The sequence below is a fragment of the Paenibacillus sp. FSL R7-0048 genome, assembly GCF_038004505.1.
GTDB lineage: Bacteria > Bacillota > Bacilli > Paenibacillales > Paenibacillaceae > Paenibacillus_AQ > Paenibacillus_AQ odorifer.
Genome location: NZ_JBBORF010000001.1, coordinates 6,502,282 through 6,521,061, shown reverse-complemented (window position 1 = coordinate 6,521,061; position 18,780 = coordinate 6,502,282). Strand labels below are relative to the sequence as shown.

The window sequence follows — 18,780 nt, the reverse complement described above, 5'->3', positions numbered from 1 at the left end:
ACGGTTATGACCTAAGAAACAGAGATCACAATTTCAGGAGGTATTTATGTTGTCGTTCTTCACGTTTGTTAAAGATATTAAATCGATCCGCAAGGCTTTGCTGCTATCCTGTCTGCTCTTCGTAATAGGAGCGGTTGTTGGCTGGGTAGCGACAAGTAGTCTGGAAAAACTATTGGTTCAGCAATTGGAAGGGCTTAGTGAGATCAGTGGGAACTTAAGAGACACCGCTAATCCGCAATGGAACTTCTTTGTATTTATATTTCTGAATAACGCCATCAAGGGCGTGGTTATTATTTTCCTGGGAGCGTTGTTCGGCATATTGCCAGCTATATTCTTATTTATAAACGGAGCGGTAATTGGCTACTTGATACATTTATCCGCACTGCAAGGACAGGATTTATTCGATTTAATCGTAAAAGGATTGCTGCCACACGGGATTATAGAGATTCCGGCAATCATTATCGCTTGTGCCTTTGGACTGCATTTTGGCGGGAAAGTGATTTCAAGTTTATTTCGATCTACAGATAGAAAAGAGGAGAGAAGCGCAGACTGGTCTGCATTCATGCGTCAAACACTTACGGCTTCCATATGGACTGTAATCCTGTTATTTGTTGCAGCCATTATTGAAAGTACAATTACTTTTTCACTTTTATCATAAAACTTCAGGGAATAGAGCATAACATTAAGGGCGTTCATCCAAGGATTGCCTAAAGGTAAGGAGTATATAATCGAGACGAAACCATAAAGGGAATTTTTAATAATTATGGTTATAAAAAGAGGACTCCGGTTAATCTAGTGTAAGAGGATCTTAAGGCAGCTTTCTCCATGAGATGTACTTACTGATTATGCAAAAAAGGTTTTGGGGGTTTAGAGAAGGTGTTAATTGCAACTTCATGAAGGAGGCCAAGCATATGTTGGGAATGTTGTTTAACGAAAAGGAATGCAAGGAACTGGATTATGTTTTGAGAAAAGAACTAGATGAGATGCTGTTAGATTTGAGTGATCAGCGCTTGGACCAAAATATCAGGCACGCCATCGCTAATAGATATAAGACTGTATTCCGGATGTATGCTCGCTTCGCTCCTCAGAAAGAGCTTTCCAAGTATGCATGGGGTGGGCGTTCTTCTCAGTATAAACACTGAAGATATACGAGAATTGCTACAGTTTTATAAAGTTTTCAGATTATTTAATAAAATAGCTTGACTAAAAAGGAGTGCTCATGATAAATTATATCTCGCGCTCCTTTTGCTTGTGTAAAAGGAAAGCGGAAGGCAAGAAAAATTGAAAAAAAGATTTTTCAAAAAAAAGACTTGCCAAACAGCTTAACACTGTGATATATTATAAAGGTCGCCGCTGATAAATAACGACGACGAAATGAGAGATATTGATCTTTGAAAACTGAACAACGAGTGAGTGGGAAATCACGCAAGTGAAATCCAAAATTAGAGAATTAATTTTCTCGTCAGATGTTTCAAAATGAGCATATCGCTCTTTTCAATACTAATTGGAGAGTTTGATCCTGGCTCAGGACGAACGCTGGCGGCGTGCCTAATACATGCAAGTCGAGCGGAGTTATTTTGAAAGCTTGCTTTCAAAATAACTTAGCGGCGGACGGGTGAGTAACACGTAGGCAACCTGCCCTTCAGACTGGGATAACTACCGGAAACGGTAGCTAATACCGGATAATTTCTTTTTTCTCCTGAGAGAAGAATGAAAGACGGAGCAATCTGTCACTGAGGGATGGGCCTGCGGCGCATTAGCTAGTTGGTGGGGTAACGGCCCACCAAGGCGACGATGCGTAGCCGACCTGAGAGGGTGAACGGCCACACTGGGACTGAGACACGGCCCAGACTCCTACGGGAGGCAGCAGTAGGGAATCTTCCGCAATGGGCGAAAGCCTGACGGAGCAACGCCGCGTGAGTGATGAAGGTTTTCGGATCGTAAAGCTCTGTTGCCAGGGAAGAACGTCCGGTAGAGTAACTGCTACCGGAGTGACGGTACCTGAGAAGAAAGCCCCGGCTAACTACGTGCCAGCAGCCGCGGTAATACGTAGGGGGCAAGCGTTGTCCGGAATTATTGGGCGTAAAGCGCGCGCAGGCGGCTATTTAAGTCTGGTGTTTAAACCTTGGGCTCAACCTGAGGTCGCACTGGAAACTGGGTGGCTTGAGTACAGAAGAGGAAAGTGGAATTCCACGTGTAGCGGTGAAATGCGTAGATATGTGGAGGAACACCAGTGGCGAAGGCGACTTTCTGGGCTGTAACTGACGCTGAGGCGCGAAAGCGTGGGGAGCAAACAGGATTAGATACCCTGGTAGTCCACGCCGTAAACGATGAGTGCTAGGTGTTAGGGGTTTCGATACCCTTGGTGCCGAAGTTAACACAGTAAGCACTCCGCCTGGGGAGTACGGTCGCAAGACTGAAACTCAAAGGAATTGACGGGGACCCGCACAAGCAGTGGAGTATGTGGTTTAATTCGAAGCAACGCGAAGAACCTTACCAGGTCTTGACATCCCTCTGAATCTGCTAGAGATAGCAGCGGCCTTCGGGACAGAGGAGACAGGTGGTGCATGGTTGTCGTCAGCTCGTGTCGTGAGATGTTGGGTTAAGTCCCGCAACGAGCGCAACCCTTAACTTTAGTTGCCAGCAGGTAATGCTGGGCACTCTAGAGTGACTGCCGGTGACAAACCGGAGGAAGGTGGGGATGACGTCAAATCATCATGCCCCTTATGACCTGGGCTACACACGTACTACAATGGCCGGTACAACGGGAAGCGAAGCCGCGAGGTGGAGCCAATCCCATCAAAGCCGGTCTCAGTTCGGATTGCAGGCTGCAACTCGCCTGCATGAAGTCGGAATTGCTAGTAATCGCGGATCAGCATGCCGCGGTGAATACGTTCCCGGGTCTTGTACACACCGCCCGTCACACCACGAGAGTTTACAACACCCGAAGTCGGTGGGGTAACCCGCAAGGGAGCCAGCCGCCGAAGGTGGGGTAGATGATTGGGGTGAAGTCGTAACAAGGTAGCCGTATCGGAAGGTGCGGCTGGATCACCTCCTTTCTATGGAGAATCGTTCTCTGCAATGAGAACATTCAAATCGGAAGCTTAGCTTCCGCAATAGAACCTTCGGGTTCGAACACTCACTCGTGTTCAGTTTTGAAAGAGCAAGTCTCTTTCGTATGCGTTTGGTGGCGATAGCGGAGGGGTTCCACACGTACCCATCCCGAACACGACCGTTAAGCCCTCCAGCGCCGATGGTACTTGGACCGAAGGGTCCTGGGAGAGTAGGACGTTGCCAAGCGGACAACCAATTGATTGGTTGATTCACAATGTTATATATGTTATATGGGCTTTTAGCTCAGTTGGTTAGAGCGCACCTCTGATAAGGGTGAGGTCGGTGGTTCGAGTCCACCAAGGCCCACCATATAACATTATAGAGTAATTTTATGGGGCCATAGCTCAGCTGGGAGAGCGCCTGCCTTGCAAGCAGGAGGTCAGCGGTTCGATCCCGCTTGGCTCCACCATAAATTTTTAAATGAATAACTTTTTCAACTTGATCCTTGAAAACTGGATACCGAAACGAATTTGCGTTTTAGAACATCTTTTAGCAACTTGTGCAAACAAGTAAATGTTATTAGTGAGATGATTCCAAAGAGAATGTCATCGTATGATATTTTCCTGCGGAAAAATCAAGGTTAAGCTAATAAGAGCACACGGAGGATGCCTAGGCGCCAGGAGCCGACGAAGGACGTGGCGAACAACGAAACTGCCTCGGGGAGCTGTAAGCAAGCTTTGATCCGGGGGTGTCCGAATGGGGAAACCCAGCTGTGGTAATTCGCAGTTACTCATACCTGAATACATAGGGTGTGTAGAGGCAGACCAGGGGAACTGAAACATCTAAGTACCCTGAGGAAGAGAAAACAATAGTGATTCCGTCAGTAGCGGCGAGCGAACGCGGAACAGCCTAAACCTAAGAGCTTGCTCTTAGGGGTTGTGGGACGTCTCACATGGAGTTACAAAGGAATATGGTAGGTGAAGAGGTCTGGAAAGGCCCGCGATAGAGGTAAAAGCCCTGTAACCTAAACTGTATTCTCTCCGAGACGGATCCCGAGTAGTGCGGGGCACGTGAAACCCCGTATGAATCCAGCAGGACCATCTGCTAAGGCTAAATACTACCTGGCGACCGATAGTGAAACAGTACCGTGAGGGAAAGGTGAAAAGCACCCCGGAAGGGGAGTGAAATAGAACCTGAAACCGTGTGCTTACAAAAAGTCAGAGCCCTATTAATGGGTGATGGCGTGCCTTTTGTAGAATGAACCGGCGAGTTACGTTTAACATGCAAGGTTAAGCCGAGAAGGTGGAGCCGCAGCGAAAGCGAGTCTGAATAGGGCGAATTAGTATGTGGACGTAGACCCGAAACCGTGTGATCTACCCCTGTCCAGGGTGAAGGTGCGGTAACACGCACTGGAGGCCCGAACCCACGTACGTTGAAAAGTGCGGGGATGAGGTGGGGGTAGCGGAGAAATTCCAATCGAACTCGGAGATAGCTGGTTCTCCCCGAAATAGCTTTAGGGCTAGCCTCGGTATAAGAGTAGTGGAGGTAGAGCACTGATTGGGTGCGGGGTCCGCAAGGATTACCAAGCTCAGTCAAACTCCGAATGCCATATACTTATTGCCGGGAGTCAGACAGTGAGTGCTAAGATCCATTGTCAAAAGGGAAACAGCCCAGACCATCAGCTAAGGTCCCCAAGTGTGTGTTAAGTGGGAAAGGATGTGGAGTTGCACAGACAACCAGGATGTTGGCTTAGAAGCAGCCACCATTGAAAGAGTGCGTAATAGCTCACTGGTCGAGTGACTCTGCGCCGAAAATGTAACGGGGCTAAACACACCACCGAAGCTATGGCTAGATGCTTTGCATCTGGGGTAGGGGAGCGTTGTGTAGGGGTTGAAGGTGTACTGAAAAGAGCGCTGGACACTACACAAGTGAGAATGCCGGTATGAGTAACGAAAAGATCAGTGAGAATCTGATCCGCCGAAAGCCCAAGGTTTCCTGAGGAAGGCTCGTCCGCTCAGGGTAAGTCGGGACCTAAGGCGAGGCCGAAAGGCGTAGTCGAAGGACAACAGTTTGAAATTACTGTACCACCGTAATCCGCTATGAGCGATGGGGTGACGCAGGAGGGTAGTGACGCGGACTGATGGATGTCCGTCTAAGCAGTGAGGCTGATGTGTAGGCAAATCCGCACATCATTAAGGCTGGGCTGTGATGGGGAGCGAAAATTGTAGTAGCGAAGGTCATGATCTCACACTGCCAAGAAAAGCCTCTAGCCAGGAGAAGGTGCCCGTACCGCAAACCGACACAGGTAGGCGAGAAGAGAATTCTAAGGCGCGCGGAAGAACTCTCGTTAAGGAACTCGGCAAAATGACCCCGTAACTTCGGGAGAAGGGGTGCCCCGGTAGTGTGAATAGCACGAGGGGGCCGCAGTGAAAAGGCCCAAGCGACTGTTTAGCAAAAACACAGGTCTGTGCGAAGCCGCAAGGCGAAGTATACGGGCTGACGCCTGCCCGGTGCTGGAAGGTTAAGGGGAGTGGTTAGGGGTAACCCGAAGCTATGAACCGAAGCCCCAGTAAACGGCGGCCGTAACTATAACGGTCCTAAGGTAGCGAAATTCCTTGTCAGGTAAATTCTGACCCGCACGAATGGCGTAACGACTTGGGCGCTGTCTCAACGAGAGATCCGGTGAAATTTTAATACCTGTGAAGATGCAGGTTACCCGCGACAAGACGGAAAGACCCCATGGAGCTTTACTGCAGCTTGATATTGAATTTGGGTACGATCTGTACAGGATAGGTGGGAGCCGTAGAAATCGGAGCGCAAGCTTCGGTGGAGGCGCCGTTGGGATACCACCCTGATCGTATCTAGGTTCTAACCTAGTACCCTTACCGGGTACGGGGACCGTGTCAGGCGGGCAGTTTGACTGGGGCGGTCGCCTCCTAAAGAGTAACGGAGGCGTTCCAAGGTTCCCTCAGAATGGTTGGAAATCATTCGCAGAGTGCAAAGGCATAAGGGAGCTTGACTGCGAGACCTACAAGTCGAGCAGGGACGAAAGTCGGACTTAGTGATCCGGTGGTACCGCATGGAAGGGCCATCGCTCAACGGATAAAAGCTACCCTGGGGATAACAGGCTTATCTCCCCCAAGAGTCCACATCGACGGGGAGGTTTGGCACCTCGATGTCGGCTCATCGCATCCTGGGGCTGAAGTAGGTCCCAAGGGTTGGGCTGTTCGCCCATTAAAGCGGTACGCGAGCTGGGTTCAGAACGTCGTGAGACAGTTCGGTCCCTATCTGTCGTGGGCGCAGGAAATTTGAGAGGAGCTGTCCTTAGTACGAGAGGACCGGGATGGACGTACCGCTGGTGCACCAGTTGTTCCGCCAGGAGCATGGCTGGGTAGCTACGTACGGACGGGATAAGCGCTGAAAGCATCTAAGCGTGAAGCCCCCCTCAAGATGAGATTTCCCAATTAGTAAGACCCCTTGAAGACGACGAGGTAGATAGGTTGGAGGTGGAAGTGCAGCAATGCATGGAGCTGACCAATACTAATCGGTCGAGGGCTTATCCTATACTTAGAATGCAGATTCGTTTCGGATTCAGTTTTCAGGCGATTAAGCCTGAGCATTTACGCTGTAAATGCCCGTTTGGTGGCGATAGCGGAGGGGTTCCACACGTACCCATCCCGAACACGACCGTTAAGCCCTCCAGCGCCGATGGTACTTGGACCGAAGGGTCCTGGGAGAGTAGGACGTTGCCAAGCGGATATTCCCTGATAGCTCAGTTGGTAGAGCACTCGACTGTTAATCGAGTTGTCACAGGTTCGAGTCCTGTTCGGGGAGCCATGCTCTCATAGCTCAGCAGGTAGAGTGCTTCCATGGTAAGGAAGAGGTCACCGGTTCGAATCCGGTTGAGAGCTCCACAGATTTGCAAGGCCCGTTGGTCAAGGGGTTAAGACACCTCCCTTTCACGGAGGTAACATGGGTTCGAATCCCATACGGGTCACCAACTTTTACTTGTACTTACCCTTAGAGGGTCCCATAGATATGGAGGCTTAGCTCAGCTGGGAGAGCATCTGCCTTACAAGCAGAGGGTCGGGGGTTCGATCCCCTCAGCCTCCACCATAATCTTCCTAAGAGATTATGGGCAACATAGAGGTACCATCAATGGGGATTAGCCAAGCGGTAAGGCAACGGACTTTGACTCCGTCACTCATAGGTTCGAATCCTATATCCCCAGCCAAGTGCGAGCCATTAGCTCAGTTGGTAGAGCACCTGACTTTTAATCAGGGTGTCGAAGGTTCGAGTCCTTCATGGCTCACTTTTATTATTATCATGCGCGTGTGGCGGAATGGCAGACGCACCAGACTTAGGATCTGGCGTTTCACGACGTGGGGGTTCAAGTCCCTTCACGCGCACCACTTATTGCGGACGTGGCTCAGCGGTAGAGCATCGCCTTGCCAAGGCGAGGGTCGCGGGTTCGATTCCCGTCGTCCGCTCCATAATTTTGCGCCCTTAGCTCAGCTGGATAGAGCGTTTGACTACGAATCAAAAGGCCGGGAGTTCGAATCTCTCAGGGCGCGCCATTTTTATTATTAAGCAATTATAGTATTTATAACGGGATGTAGCTCAGCTTGGTAGAGCACCTGGTTTGGGACCAGGGGGTCGCATGTTCAAATCGTGTCATCCCGATTTTCACCTTTGCGGGTGTAGTTCAATGGTAGAACTTCAGCCTTCCAAGCTGATAGCGTGGGTTCGATTCCCATCACCCGCTCCATAATTTTATAGTAACGGGATGTAGCTCAGCTTGGTAGAGCACCTGGTTTGGGACCAGGGGGTCGCATGTTCAAATCGTGTCATCCCGATACTCAGCTTAATAGCTGCTCAAAAGCTCTTACTTCGGTAAGGGCTTTTTTGTTATGTATTGAATATACATATAAATACATCCGAGGAACGTATGTTCTATTATTCCTCCAAAAAAAATCGGACTTCCGGTGGAATTCCAATCCGTAGATAATAGTTTCTCCATGATTCCTCTTGTTCGGGGCTTCTGCCCGAAGATAGTAATTTTACAGCAAAGACATTAGCTTGACGTTCAAGCTTCCCAGGAGAGAAATAGGAGCTTTCCTCCAGAAAAAAGCGATTGATTCCCTTGTGAAGCCGATCATGTCCTAATTCATGCGCACAAACGAAGCGCTGCCATTCTACAGGCAACTCATTATGAATGACGATAAACCTTCTTCTTAGTTTTCGATAATATAATCCCTTTGTGCCAGTCCCCAGGTTCATGAAGCGAATTTGAATGCCTAGTGCTGCGGCAAGCTCGAACGGGCAGTTGGTTTTATATTTTTTAATCAGACTATTGATCAGTTCATCCATGTTCTTCACCTGCAGCATGTTAGTATAGTTATTTAGTGTCTTTGGATTTTTTTCTCTTATTCATCTGTTTGGCTTCCCAGAACAATCCGGTTAGTACATCTTTTATCCTCTGTTTATCTTCTTTGTCTAATGGAATCCCGTCAAACATCAGTTCTCCATCATCCTCTAGCATTTTTCGAAAGTCTCTTTTATCTTTGCTTGTAGCCCAATCTGGGACAGCCTCATCGCTTGAAAGAGTCTGGTCCTGCAAATACCCTGCCTGATCCATTAGCTCCTCGTAGGGGACGCCAGTGGCCTCAGCAATTTTGCGTAACGTGGTTGGTTTAGGAACCCCTCTTAATCCATTCTCAATCCGGGAAATTTGCGAACCGCTAATTCCGGCTGCTGCTGCTAATTGATTAATGGTGAGTCCCTTTGTTTCCCGAAGATGCTTCATATAATCCCCGAATTCCTGTTTCATCTCAACTCACTCCTTATTGGCTGTAACCTTATGATAATAATATAAGCCATTTTTGCCAATAGGTAAACAACAAAGCGTATATTATTGCCAAAAGGCAAGATAATGGAGGGATATACGCTCTTTTTCGATAAAAACAGCTTAAAACGGGGTTTTACGAGATTGGTAAAGAAGTGGTATATTATAGAAAAATACGAACAGAATACGAACAAGATTTATTTTATCACATTGGGCTGGAAAATTCCGCAAATTAAATCTCATTCAGTTAAACCCAAAAGGAGTGCATAAATGATGAACATATCAACTTTACCAGAGTTGGACCGTCGCCGAACCCAGGTCGCTATAGAGAGCATGTTGGAGAAATACCGTATTTTTAAGACCGTTACATTTGAAGCTAAGGAAGCAAGCACAACTTATTCATACACAGAAAGATTTCATGGTCCTACTAACACTGTAACTGATCAGACTGCTGCGATAGCTTCTTATAATGTGGACATCCCCGCCGCAAGGAGAGCTTATTGTTCCGCAATAGACTCTGTGGTAGAGAGACTCGATACGAGAGAACAGCAGCTGGTACGGGAAAGGTATATGAGAAGAGACGAGATGTACGATTATACGATTTACAATCATGTGTTTGATCCACCGGTAAGTAAGGACACTTACGTGAAGATACGCTCGAAGGCTTTTTACAAGATGGCATTAGCGTTAACGGATCTCGGCTTACTGTCTCTGCAAACTTTAGTAACAACAGCGCCTAGGGTAAAGAAAGAGAAAATGAGTATTACTTAATAGAAGTAGAATAGTTTGATTAGTAAAGAAGACTGTATCGTCCGAGCGGATGATGCGGTCTTTTTTTGAATTATAAGAAAGTATAAGTTTCAGGGTGTACTTTATCCTTATAATCCTCGCACAAATGCTTGCCGTCCATAAAAGTAGGGTCGAAGGCTCTTTAGCTTGTCTTCAATTGTGTACCTCCAAAAAACCGCTCTATACCATCCCAAAGCTAGCCAAAACCTCGTCCGTTTACCCTCTCCGCAAGGATAATATGGGGGTATGATTATAACATGGCAAATGAAGCAAAAGAACACCGCAAGAGCATGAATGCTCTGCTAATAGTTCCGCCCTAAGGGTCATGAGAACAAACCTAGCGGTGAAAGATTCTTCTCGCATTTACCTAATGAAGAAGGGATATTATCCAACCTCGGATAGTATCCTTTTTTCTTAAATCTAGTTGAGGGGGTGTCTGCTTAATGTTCATGCAGTTGAAGGTTAACACCATCAAGGATCGACGAACGGTCGCAGATCAGAAAGGAATGGAGTGATGTCGGTACAACAATTGCGAGAACATATTACAAGTACACTTGAACGGTATTTTCCTGATGTGCCTGTATATGTAGAAGGAGAAAAACCTCAAACCGCTTATTTTCATCCCGGATTGATCTCAGCAACACTGGATCGGCAGCGGGAGGGCAGGTATTTAGCGGTCTACCGTTTTGGCATCCGTTATGAGCAAGGCAATATGCTGGAGGCTGAGAGAATGGCAGATAAGCTAAGTGAGGTGATGGCAGGAATGGAGCAGGATGGTGGAGCTTTTCGTGTAGTTAGGCAAGCTTGGGAAGCTGGAACTGAAGGGCATGGGCCGCTGTTTACAGTTGACTATATGTTGTATTTGCAAAACGACAAGCCTGACAGCATTAAGATGGGACAAATGATTGGAGGAGAACGATTAAAATGAGTACTAAAGGGAGTAACGGGAATGGGTTCAGTAAGGAACAGATTGTGAATTCCCCACTTTTTACGCCGAGGGAAAAGGATATATTGAACGTTATTTTGCAGGATGGCAAGAACTATACGCTCGAAGAAGCAAAGCAATCTATGGGATTGTTCAAAAATAAGGAGGTAATGAACTAATGGCAGGCGGAACATGGACAACGCAAAATAAGGTGCGCCCTGGGGTGTACGTAAATGTAGCATCAAATCAAGGTGCCATCGGCAAAATGGGAGAACGCGGGATTACGGCATTGGCGCTTGCCCTATCTTGGGGAGAGCCGGGAGTAATCATGAAGATTACCCCGCAGGATGATGTGAATAAGCTGCTAGGAGTGGATTTGGAACATCCAACTCTACTGCCAGTGCGTGAAGCGCTGAAACGGGCGGGAACCTTGCTGCTCTATCGATTGAATGAAGGTGTTAAAGCGGCAGTCACAAATAACGGCCTTCAGGTAACAGCTAAATATGGCGGTGTACGCGGAAATGATCTTTTGATTGTGATTGAGAAAAATATAGAGAATGCTGCTCTTTTTGATGTAAAGACGTTGCTTAATGGAACCGAACTGAACAAGCAAACGGTCGGAACGGCTGAAGAGTTGGTCGCGAACGATTATGTTCAATTCCAGAAAAATGGTGCAGAAGGCTTGAAGCTAATTGCAGGCATGCCGCTTACAGGGGGGGCTAACGGAACCGTGACGAATGGAGCACATAGTGACTTCCTGTCTGCTCTTGAGGTGCAGGAATTCCAAACCGTGGGTCTAGTATCGCAGGATAGTGCTCTGAAGGCACTCTACAGTTCTTTTGTGAGACGGCTTCGGGATACAGAAGGGAAAAAGGTACAGGCTGTACTATCCGATTATGCGGCTGCAGGTCATGAAGGTGTGATTAGCGTGAATAATGGGGTAGTACTGAGCGACGGAACTACGATTGATAACGTCAATGCCGTTGCTTGGGTAGCTGGTGCTACAGCAGCAGCTGCTGTTAATGAATCGCTGACTTATCAGGGTTATGATGATTCGTTGGATGCTGATGTAAGACTTAGTCATTCTGAGACTACAGCTGCGTTGCTAAAAGGAGAGCTTATCTTTACTTACAGTGGCGGACGGGCTGTGGTGGAACAGGATATCAATACATTTACCGCGTTTTCACCGGACAAAGACAAAGCATTCTCCAAAAATCGTGTACTGCGCGTGCTGGATGGAATTGCAAATGATATGAAGCGTATTTTTGAGAACTACTATATCGGTAAGGTCGCGAATAATGAAGATGGCCGTGCTCTTTTCTGGTCACAGTGTGCGACTTATATGAATGATTTGCAGGATATGGGTGCGATTGAGGGCTTTAACGCGCAGACAGATGTTGTAGTTGTGGCTGGTGCAGATAGTGATAGTATCGTGCTGGATGTGGCTGTGAAACCGGTAGATTCCGTAGAAAAAGTATATATGAAAGTGAAGGTGGTTTAAGATGGCATTTTTAAAAGCTAGTGATACGATTTCCGGCCAGGAGGGCCGTGCTTATGCTGTGATTGGTACACAAACCGAAGAGATGTTCTATGTGAAAACTCTTGAAGCTACAGTAGAAAAAACAAAGGCAGAGGTGAAAACACTGGGCCGCCGGGGTGTTCAGCATAAAGCGACTGGATGGTCGGGCAGCGGTTTGATGACGATTTTTTATATGACTAGTCGTTTCCGCCAGATGATGCTCGATTATATGAATACGGGTGTTGATCAGTACTTCGATATTGAGGTTACGAACGAAGATCCATCGTCCAGCGTGGGAGCACAGCGTATTATTTTAAAAGGCGTGAACCTTGATAGTGTCATCATGGCCTCACTCGATACAGAGTCAGACGCTCTGGAAGAAGAAGTTAGCTTTACCTTTGAAGATGTGCAGATTGTGCAAGCTTTTGGTGCTCCGGCAGGTTCCGGGCTTTAATTAAGACAACTAGATAGATTGGAGCAAGCAAGACCCGAACGTAGAATGAGCGGCGGGTCTCTTCTCTGTCTATTGGCAGCTAGTAGCAGGAGAAGTATCTAAATAAATAATTCTAGGAGGAAGACAATGAGCGAATTAAGTTTGTTTTTTGCCCAAAATGTAGCATGTGACACGACCGAGGAGTTTGTAGTATCCCAGCGTTTTAAGGATAAGGAAGGAAATGCGGTAGCTTGGAAGCTGCGCAGTATGACTGAGGATGAGAATCAGGAATGCCGCAAGGCCGCAACCCGCAAAGTCAAAGGTAAAAACGGAGTGTATACCTCCGAAATTGAGCCTAACGATTATATGGCGAAGCTGATGACCTCAAGTGTAGTGCATCCGGATCTGAAAAATGCTGAATTGCAGCGTTCTTATGGCGTACTTGGCGCTGAGACACTGCTGCGTAAAATGCTGCTACCAGGTGAATTCGCGGCGTTGGGTGAGCGGGTGCAGGCCTTAAATGGTTTTGGCACGGACATGAACGAGCTGGTGGATGAAGTAAAAAACTAATCAACGAGGGCGATAGTGAAGCCAATTTTGCTTATTACGCCCTCCATGAGCTGCACATTTTACCCCATGAGCTGATGAAGCTGTCTTCCCGCGAACGCGCCGCAATATATGCGATGATTGCTGTTCGTGTGGAGAAGGAGAAGCGGGATCAGGCACGGAGTAAGGCGAGGAAGAGATAGTTAGGGGGTGAGAGAATGAAGATAGACGCATCTAAAGCCGTAATGCTACCGATGAAATCTCTGGGAATTTGGAAGAGTGTTAATAAACAATGTGTTCGTGTGAACAGCAATCTGGATATCGTTAATCGATTGGTCAAGGGAGTGCAGGTAGTTGTTAAGCGGTCAAGCGATGAGATGAGCCGTTCTCTGAATCTAGTGAACCAATCTTTGCAGGATATCAATGATTCGCTGCTTGAAGGCTTTAAGAGACTTCCTCCTAAGGTCATAGTTTCTAGAGATATAGTTATCGAGCAAAGCCAACAAGCAGGGCAATCACAACAGTTAGCGCTTCGAACATTAAATAGCTCCCCAAGTGTGCAAAAAGGTAAGGCTGAAGAAGAAGAGGCGAAAAAGGTAGAGTGGTGGAAAGGGCTAAAAGCGAAGGAGAAAAAGAAAGAAGAGGAGAAAAAGCCGGAGGTTAAGGCTGATCCGGTCCCCAAGCCCAAAATTAATCTGAAAAAGGAACCTCCGGTTCCACCATCCCCACCAACTCCTGACTCGAGAATTATGAAGTTTCTCAAGACAGTTGATGTGGTAAAGCCATTTAATGCCGTGAAGTCTTTTGGGGAGAAAGCTGTAAAAGCTGCGGCACAGCCAGGAGATATCGCTGACTGGAATAAGCTGAATGACAATACAGATGTTGCACTTGGGAAAATCGGTGAGAAAGCAATGGGAGCCTTGAGGCCAGTGATGGATACATTGAACGAGGCGCTGACTTCAAGCCAATTTATGCCGATTATAGATGCTATGGCTAACGGCTTTCTGATCATTGCTAATGTGATTGGCATGGTAGTGGATGGCTTATTATGGTTGGTTGGAGTGGTGCAGGAGAACTGGTCTTGGATTAAACCGATCCTTGAAGCGATAGCCATTGTCTATCTCGTAGCTATGATCGTACAAGTGGCTCTACTTGTAGCAGCCGCTTATCAGCTTGCAGCAGCATGGTTGGTAGTAAACTGGCCTATTTTAGTGGTTATCGCTGTTATAGCTGTTCTTATTTATATTTTTCAAATGTTAGGTATTTCTGCGGGGGATGTCGTTGGAGCTATAGTGGGAGCATTTGGATGGTTAAGCGCAGTGATGGATAACATTTGGATTTTTATACAGAATGCAGCTATCTCTGCATGGGATTATATAGTGAATAAATTTCATGAAGCGGTCAATTTTATGAAGCAACTGCTATATGATCTGGGTATGGGTGCCCTTAATGTTCTTTACAATATGACAGTTGGAGCAGAGGGCTTTGCCGGGGGATTCATGAAGGTAATGGCAAAAGCAATCAATTGGGTACTAGACAAATTTAATTCCATGATTGAGGCTTTAAGTCATATTCCATTCTTCGACGAATTGGGGATAAGTAAACTAAAAGTTGAGAGGAAGGAGCCGGAAATTCCTCATGCGGCAAGCGATATGATCGATAAATACCGGCAAAATTTTAAGGCGTTTGCTCCTACCGCTGATAATTTTCCAGAGCAAAAGACTGCTAAGATCGAGTACGTTAATCTTGAAGATAGTTTTAATAGCGCCAGTCAAAAAGGAAAGAATGCCACGAACAAGTTGATGGACAAAGGGCGCGATGCTACTGAAAAAGTGAAGGATATGTTGAATCCGATCAGCAGTACAAAATCAATGGATTCAACAGGTCTACTAGCTACTCAGGGTAATAATCTGAACACCGTCAACCGTGTGAACGAGCTCGGCTCCATCAACGACACCGTAGACATCTCCAGTGATGATCTGAAAATGCTGCGCGAGCTGGCCGAGATTCAGGCGATCCAGAATTTTGTGGAGCTTACGCCGACGGTGCAGGTGACGACCGGGAATATTAACAATGCCGGAGACATTGATACGATTATCAACAAGATCGGGCAAAAGCTGAACGAGGAGTTTGTCTCTACGGCGCAGGGGGTGTATACGTAACGTGGAAGAGTACGGGATTTTTTTGGGTTTTAATAATCAGGAGGATGCAATTCGGCTGCCAGTCAATCCAGAGACCTTGGAAATCAAGGAGAGTGGGGATGGAAAAAGCTATACCATTATCGATCTGGGTGAGATCAATACGATTGCTTATCCAAAGCTTACGGAGATCACAATTGAAAGTATTTTCCCGGCACAAAGGTATCCGTTCGTATTGGTGCAAGAGGATGGACTGAAAAGGCCTTTTGAATATGTGGAGCTTATTAAGAAATGGATGACGAGTCGTCGGCCCATTCGGTTTGTGTTCTCCGGTGTGAGGTATCCCGATGATACGAAAAAGGATGAAAAGAAGTTAAACAAACCGCAGAAATGGCTAGAGGAATCTTCAATTAGTGAGGATAGATCTTTAGAAATTGATTTTGCTGTGAATATGGCTATGAGCATTGAAGGTTTCACTTGGAAGCTTAGTGCGGGTACGTCAGGGGATATTGAATATTCGTTATCTCTCAAAAAATACGTATTCTATCAGGCGGTAGCTGTGAAGGTTGTCAAAGGTGAAGTGAAGGCGGAACAGAAGCGGGCCAATGAAAAAGCAAAGCCTACTACCTATACCTTAAAAGCTGGAGACAGTCTATGGAGTATCGCTCAAAAAAACCTAGGAGATGGCTCGAAGTACAAAGCCATTCAAAAGCTTAATGGCATTCCGGATAGTGAGCTGAAAAAGCTGCCCATCGGTAAAGTCATCAAGCTGCCGTAGGAGGATGTTATGGAACTGCTAGTGAAGAATAAAGAAGGGAATCTATGGGATATTTCTGGCATCGTCTCAGATATTTCTTGGAAAACCGCACGGTCAGGTAAACCGTCAACGCTAGAGTTAACGCTTGTGGACAGCGGAATCTATCAGCTCCCCAAGTTCGGGATCAGCAATGGTGATATTATTCAGTTCAGTAAAGATAATGTGGATGTATTTTACGGATTTGTGTTCAGCATTGATACGGGCTCGGATCAGGAGATTAAGCTGACTGCCTATGATCAGATTCGTTATTTGCTGGGCAATGGTAGTTATGTTTTGCAGGATGTTACGGCTAGTGATGTGATCAAGAAAATAACAACGGACTACGGATTAAAGACAGGTGTGCTGGAGGAGACAGAGTACCGGATTCCTTCTTTAATTGAAGATGACAAAAAGCTGTTGGACATCATTATGGGAGCCATCGGCAGTGAGCTTCAGTATAAGGGGCGGTTGATGGCTTTTTACGATGATTTTGGGAAGCTGACGCTGCGTAAACCGGATTCTATGCTGCTTAACCTGGTGCTCGGAGCGGGTCATTATCTGTACGATTATTCGCTCAAAAAAAGTATTGATGACGATACGTACAACACGATTTTTCTGTACAAGGATAACGAGGCATCGGGCAAACGCGATTTCTATCCGGTTAGTGACAAGGACAATGTGAAACGCTGGGGTATCCTGCACTTGTATCAGAAGGCTGATGACAAAGCGAATGCTGCCCAAATTCAGGAGAAGGCAAACAATTTACTGAAAATGCACAACCGTGAAAAGCTCAGTCTCTCCGTACAGGCGATTGGTGATATGCGCGTAAGAGCAGGCAATTTCATTTATGTCCTATTGGATGAATTCGAGACTCAATTGTTTCTGGTGGACCAATGCAGCCATAAGATTTCTGGAGGGGAGCATACCATGTCCCTCGATATTAAGGTGGTGTAGAAATAATGTTAGATATTATTAAAAAAGCAAGTCTAGGAGCCGTGGGAAGTACAAATCCCGTGGCTTTTTCTTATGGAACGGTAACGGAGGCAGCTCCTTTGCAGATTCAGGTGGATCAGCGGTTTATTTTATCGGGGAATGCGTTAGTGCTGCCTGAATCGGTAATGGAAAGCAAGATCGACATCGAGGGCAAAGAAGTAATACTTCGGCGAGGACTAGCGAGTGGGGACCGCGTATTAATGGTTCGAATGCAGGGCGGACAAAGCTACATTGTTCTGGATCGGCTGGTGAGCCCGATATGATCCCTGCGATTGGAAAAGCTGGACCGATAACGGCCCTGCTTGAGGGGGAGGTCAACCTTGAGCGTGGGGAAAGTCCTAGTCTTACGTACCGGATGGATTGGGAGAGAAAAAGGATTACAGGCCAAACGGATGGACTAGAAGCTGTTCAACAGGCGGCGGCTAAAATATTGCGAACCGATCGGTTAGAACATCTGATTTACAGTTCTGATTACGGAACAGAGTGGCGGTTGGTGCTTGGCAAGGATCGGCTGCTGGTTAGAGCTGAAATCAGACGTATCGTAAGTGAGGCACTACTTCAGGATGAACGAATCCTTAGCTTAGAGAATATTGTTGTTTCGTTTACCGGAGATAATCTAACTTTTGACTGCAAGGTCGTCACACGTTACGGAAATTTTCAGCTGAGAAAGGAGTGGAATGAGGATGTATGAGGATCAGACGTATGAGGCTCTTTTGGAGCGGATGCTGGACCGGATTCCATCAGGATTGGATAAACGCGGGGGCAGCATCATTTATGACGCGTTGGCTCCAGCAGCCGCTGAGTTGGCACAGATGTATATTGAGCTGGATGTGAATAATAATCTGTATTTTGCAGATACGGCTACCGGAGAGTACTTAGAGCGAAGTATCTCCTGGTCAGGCATTGTAAGACGTGAAGCTAGCAAGGCGCAGCTGAAAGGGATTTTTTATAAGGCGGATGGAGGATTGTTAGATGTTCCACTCGGCAGCCGCTTCTCACTCGAAATGCTGAATTATACGGCTGTGGAGAAGTTATCTCCTGGAGTGTATCGCTTGGAAAGTGAAACCGCTGGAGAAGAAGGAAATCGATATTTTGGCTCTTTACTGCCAGTGGATTATATCTCAGACCTAGCGCGCGGAGAAATAGCTTCTCTTCTGATCCCTGGGGAGGACATTGAAACGGATGATGCACTACGCCAGCGTTATTTGGATTCAGTCAGACGCCCAGCTACTAGCGGAAATAAATATCACTATATGGAGTGGGCACTACAAGTTCCGGGTGTGGGAGGCGCACGTGTTTTTCCATTATGGAAAGGTCCTAAAACTGTGAAGGTGATTATTGTGGACGCCGAAAAAAAACCAGCATCCGAGCTGTTGGCGGCTCAGGTGCAGCAATACATTGATCCGGTCTCAGGAGCGGGTGAGGGACAAGCACCGGTAGGGGCTGTTGTGACCGTGGCACCGGCTGCGGGCAAAAACATCAGTATAAGCGCCAAAGTAACCCTTGCTTCTGGCTATGCACTGCAAGCTGTAAACCAAGGCTTTCAGGTGATGCTTGAGAAATATCGCAAGGAGAAGGCTTTTTCAGCAACCTATATCAGTCAGTCTGTCATCGGGGCATTATTGCTTGCTACTGAAGGAGTTGCGGATTACACAGAGCTGAAGTTGAACAGTGGAGCGGGCAATGTGATGTTGAACGAAGAAGAAGTACCGTTGTTCGGCAACGTTCTACTGGAGGTGTAG

Annotated in this window: 16 protein-coding genes, 14 tRNA genes and 4 rRNA genes; 32 read left to right on the top strand and 2 right to left on the bottom strand. The window is 46.8% G+C overall.

The genetic code is table 11. The features are described from left to right. The first annotated feature begins 46 nt into the window (after positions 1 to 46). The 20 genes from NSQ91_RS28885 to NSQ91_RS28790 all read left to right on the top strand — a co-directional run bounded on the left by NSQ91_RS28885 (position 47) and on the right by NSQ91_RS28790 (position 7,910). Complete coding sequence (locus tag NSQ91_RS28885; RefSeq protein ID WP_076138447.1) at positions 47 to 658, top strand: stage II sporulation protein M; 612 nt, start codon at positions 47 to 49, stop codon at positions 656 to 658. Between the two features lie 253 nt (positions 659 to 911). Then, positions 912 to 1,142 carry a hypothetical protein gene (locus NSQ91_RS28880; RefSeq protein ID WP_036680631.1) on the top strand — a complete coding sequence of 77 codons (231 nt, stop codon included), beginning with the start codon at positions 912 to 914 and terminating at the stop codon, positions 1,140 to 1,142. Between the two features lie 359 nt (positions 1,143 to 1,501). Beyond that, positions 1,502 to 3,059: ribosomal RNA gene (locus NSQ91_RS28875) — 16S ribosomal RNA — on the top strand. Positions 3,060 to 3,183: 124 nt separating this feature from the next. After that, positions 3,184 to 3,300 (top strand): 5S ribosomal RNA (gene rrf, locus NSQ91_RS28870). 46 nt (positions 3,301 to 3,346) lie between these two features. Then, positions 3,347 to 3,423 (top strand) — tRNA-Ile (locus tag NSQ91_RS28865). A 24-nt stretch (positions 3,424 to 3,447) separates the two neighbouring features. Further along, positions 3,448 to 3,523: transfer RNA gene (locus NSQ91_RS28860), tRNA-Ala, on the top strand. A gap of 169 nt (positions 3,524 to 3,692) precedes the next feature. Next, a 23S ribosomal RNA gene (locus NSQ91_RS28855) occupies positions 3,693 to 6,618 on the top strand. A gap of 74 nt (positions 6,619 to 6,692) precedes the next feature. Continuing rightward, positions 6,693 to 6,809: ribosomal RNA gene (gene rrf / locus NSQ91_RS28850) — 5S ribosomal RNA — on the top strand. The 16S, 23S and 5S rRNA genes sit together here with 14 tRNA genes alongside, the layout of an rRNA operon. Positions 6,810 to 6,815: 6 nt before the next feature. Further along, positions 6,816 to 6,891: transfer RNA gene (locus NSQ91_RS28845), tRNA-Asn, on the top strand. A 1-nt stretch (position 6,892) separates the two neighbouring features. Continuing rightward, a tRNA-Thr gene (locus tag NSQ91_RS28840) sits at positions 6,893 to 6,968 on the top strand. Positions 6,969 to 6,979: 11 nt separating this feature from the next. Beyond that, a tRNA-Glu gene (locus NSQ91_RS28835) sits at positions 6,980 to 7,054 on the top strand. A gap of 40 nt (positions 7,055 to 7,094) precedes the next feature. Continuing rightward, positions 7,095 to 7,170: transfer RNA gene (locus NSQ91_RS28830), tRNA-Val, on the top strand. 43 nt (positions 7,171 to 7,213) lie between these two features. Continuing rightward, positions 7,214 to 7,288: transfer RNA gene (locus NSQ91_RS28825), tRNA-Gln, on the top strand. Between the two features lie 5 nt (positions 7,289 to 7,293). After that, a tRNA-Lys gene (locus NSQ91_RS28820) sits at positions 7,294 to 7,366 on the top strand. Between the two features lie 16 nt (positions 7,367 to 7,382). Then, a tRNA-Leu gene (locus NSQ91_RS28815) sits at positions 7,383 to 7,466 on the top strand. 6 nt (positions 7,467 to 7,472) lie between these two features. Continuing rightward, positions 7,473 to 7,547, top strand: a tRNA-Gly gene (locus NSQ91_RS28810). A 7-nt stretch (positions 7,548 to 7,554) separates the two neighbouring features. Then, positions 7,555 to 7,631: transfer RNA gene (locus NSQ91_RS28805), tRNA-Arg, on the top strand. 32 nt (positions 7,632 to 7,663) lie between these two features. Continuing rightward, a tRNA-Pro gene (locus tag NSQ91_RS28800) sits at positions 7,664 to 7,737 on the top strand. A gap of 11 nt (positions 7,738 to 7,748) precedes the next feature. Further along, positions 7,749 to 7,822, top strand: a tRNA-Gly gene (locus NSQ91_RS28795). Positions 7,823 to 7,836: 14 nt separating this feature from the next. Next, positions 7,837 to 7,910 (top strand) — tRNA-Pro (locus NSQ91_RS28790). A 100-nt stretch (positions 7,911 to 8,010) separates the two neighbouring features. Here NSQ91_RS28790 and NSQ91_RS28785 read toward each other — a convergent pair. Continuing rightward, a complete protein-coding gene (locus tag NSQ91_RS28785) occupies positions 8,011 to 8,424 on the bottom strand; it encodes an ImmA/IrrE family metallo-endopeptidase (protein WP_036681396.1) in 414 nt (137 codons plus the stop codon). A gap of 28 nt (positions 8,425 to 8,452) precedes the next feature. Next, entirely contained in the window at positions 8,453 to 8,884 is a 432-nt protein-coding gene (locus tag NSQ91_RS28780) for a helix-turn-helix domain-containing protein (RefSeq protein WP_038573442.1), read from the bottom strand. A 288-nt stretch (positions 8,885 to 9,172) separates the two neighbouring features. Between NSQ91_RS28780 and NSQ91_RS28775 the strand changes: the two genes are divergently transcribed. The 12 genes from NSQ91_RS28775 (at position 9,173) to NSQ91_RS28720 (ending at position 18,780) form a co-directional block, all read left to right on the top strand. Then, positions 9,173 to 9,670, top strand: a complete 498-nt coding sequence (locus NSQ91_RS28775) for an ArpU family phage packaging/lysis transcriptional regulator (protein ID WP_038574900.1) — start codon at positions 9,173 to 9,175, stop codon at positions 9,668 to 9,670. A gap of 532 nt (positions 9,671 to 10,202) precedes the next feature. After that, entirely contained in the window at positions 10,203 to 10,616 is a 414-nt protein-coding gene (locus NSQ91_RS28770; protein WP_076303124.1) for a phage tail terminator family protein, read from the top strand. Next, positions 10,613 to 10,792 (top strand): hypothetical protein, encoded by a 180-nt coding sequence (locus tag NSQ91_RS28765; protein WP_076220512.1) that lies wholly within the window; start codon positions 10,613 to 10,615, stop codon positions 10,790 to 10,792. The genes NSQ91_RS28770 and NSQ91_RS28765 overlap by 4 nt, the downstream gene beginning before the upstream one ends. After that, complete coding sequence (locus tag NSQ91_RS28760) at positions 10,792 to 12,114, top strand: phage tail sheath family protein (RefSeq protein WP_076304952.1); 1,323 nt, start codon at positions 10,792 to 10,794, stop codon at positions 12,112 to 12,114. Before NSQ91_RS28765 ends, NSQ91_RS28760 begins: the two co-directional genes overlap by 1 nt. Before the next feature lies 1 nt (position 12,115). Then, positions 12,116 to 12,586, top strand: a complete 471-nt coding sequence (locus tag NSQ91_RS28755; RefSeq protein WP_340920953.1) for a phage tail tube protein — start codon at positions 12,116 to 12,118, stop codon at positions 12,584 to 12,586. A 126-nt stretch (positions 12,587 to 12,712) separates the two neighbouring features. Beyond that, the gene (locus tag NSQ91_RS28750; protein ID WP_076129761.1) at positions 12,713 to 13,135 is read left to right on the top strand and encodes a phage tail assembly chaperone; all 423 of its coding nucleotides are present in this window, start codon (positions 12,713 to 12,715) and stop codon (positions 13,133 to 13,135) included. 194 nt (positions 13,136 to 13,329) lie between these two features. Beyond that, positions 13,330 to 15,273 (top strand): hypothetical protein, encoded by a 1,944-nt coding sequence (locus NSQ91_RS28745; RefSeq protein WP_076304951.1) that lies wholly within the window; start codon positions 13,330 to 13,332, stop codon positions 15,271 to 15,273. Between the two features lies 1 nt (position 15,274). Continuing rightward, the gene (locus tag NSQ91_RS28740; RefSeq protein WP_076304950.1) at positions 15,275 to 16,027 is read left to right on the top strand and encodes a LysM peptidoglycan-binding domain-containing protein; all 753 of its coding nucleotides are present in this window, start codon (positions 15,275 to 15,277) and stop codon (positions 16,025 to 16,027) included. A 9-nt stretch (positions 16,028 to 16,036) separates the two neighbouring features. Next, complete coding sequence (locus NSQ91_RS28735; protein ID WP_076099867.1) at positions 16,037 to 16,999, top strand: XkdQ/YqbQ family protein; 963 nt, start codon at positions 16,037 to 16,039, stop codon at positions 16,997 to 16,999. Positions 17,000 to 17,004: 5 nt separating this feature from the next. Continuing rightward, positions 17,005 to 17,301 carry a DUF2577 domain-containing protein gene (locus tag NSQ91_RS28730; protein WP_076099903.1) on the top strand — a complete coding sequence of 99 codons (297 nt, stop codon included), beginning with the start codon at positions 17,005 to 17,007 and terminating at the stop codon, positions 17,299 to 17,301. Next, positions 17,298 to 17,729, top strand: coding sequence for a DUF2634 domain-containing protein (locus NSQ91_RS28725; protein ID WP_340920945.1), 432 nt, complete (start codon positions 17,298 to 17,300; stop codon positions 17,727 to 17,729). The genes NSQ91_RS28730 and NSQ91_RS28725 overlap by 4 nt, the downstream gene beginning before the upstream one ends. Beyond that, positions 17,722 to 18,780: a baseplate J/gp47 family protein gene (locus tag NSQ91_RS28720; protein ID WP_076304949.1), complete on the top strand. Its 1,059-nt coding sequence runs from the start codon at positions 17,722 to 17,724 to the stop codon at positions 18,778 to 18,780. Before NSQ91_RS28725 ends, NSQ91_RS28720 begins: the two co-directional genes overlap by 8 nt.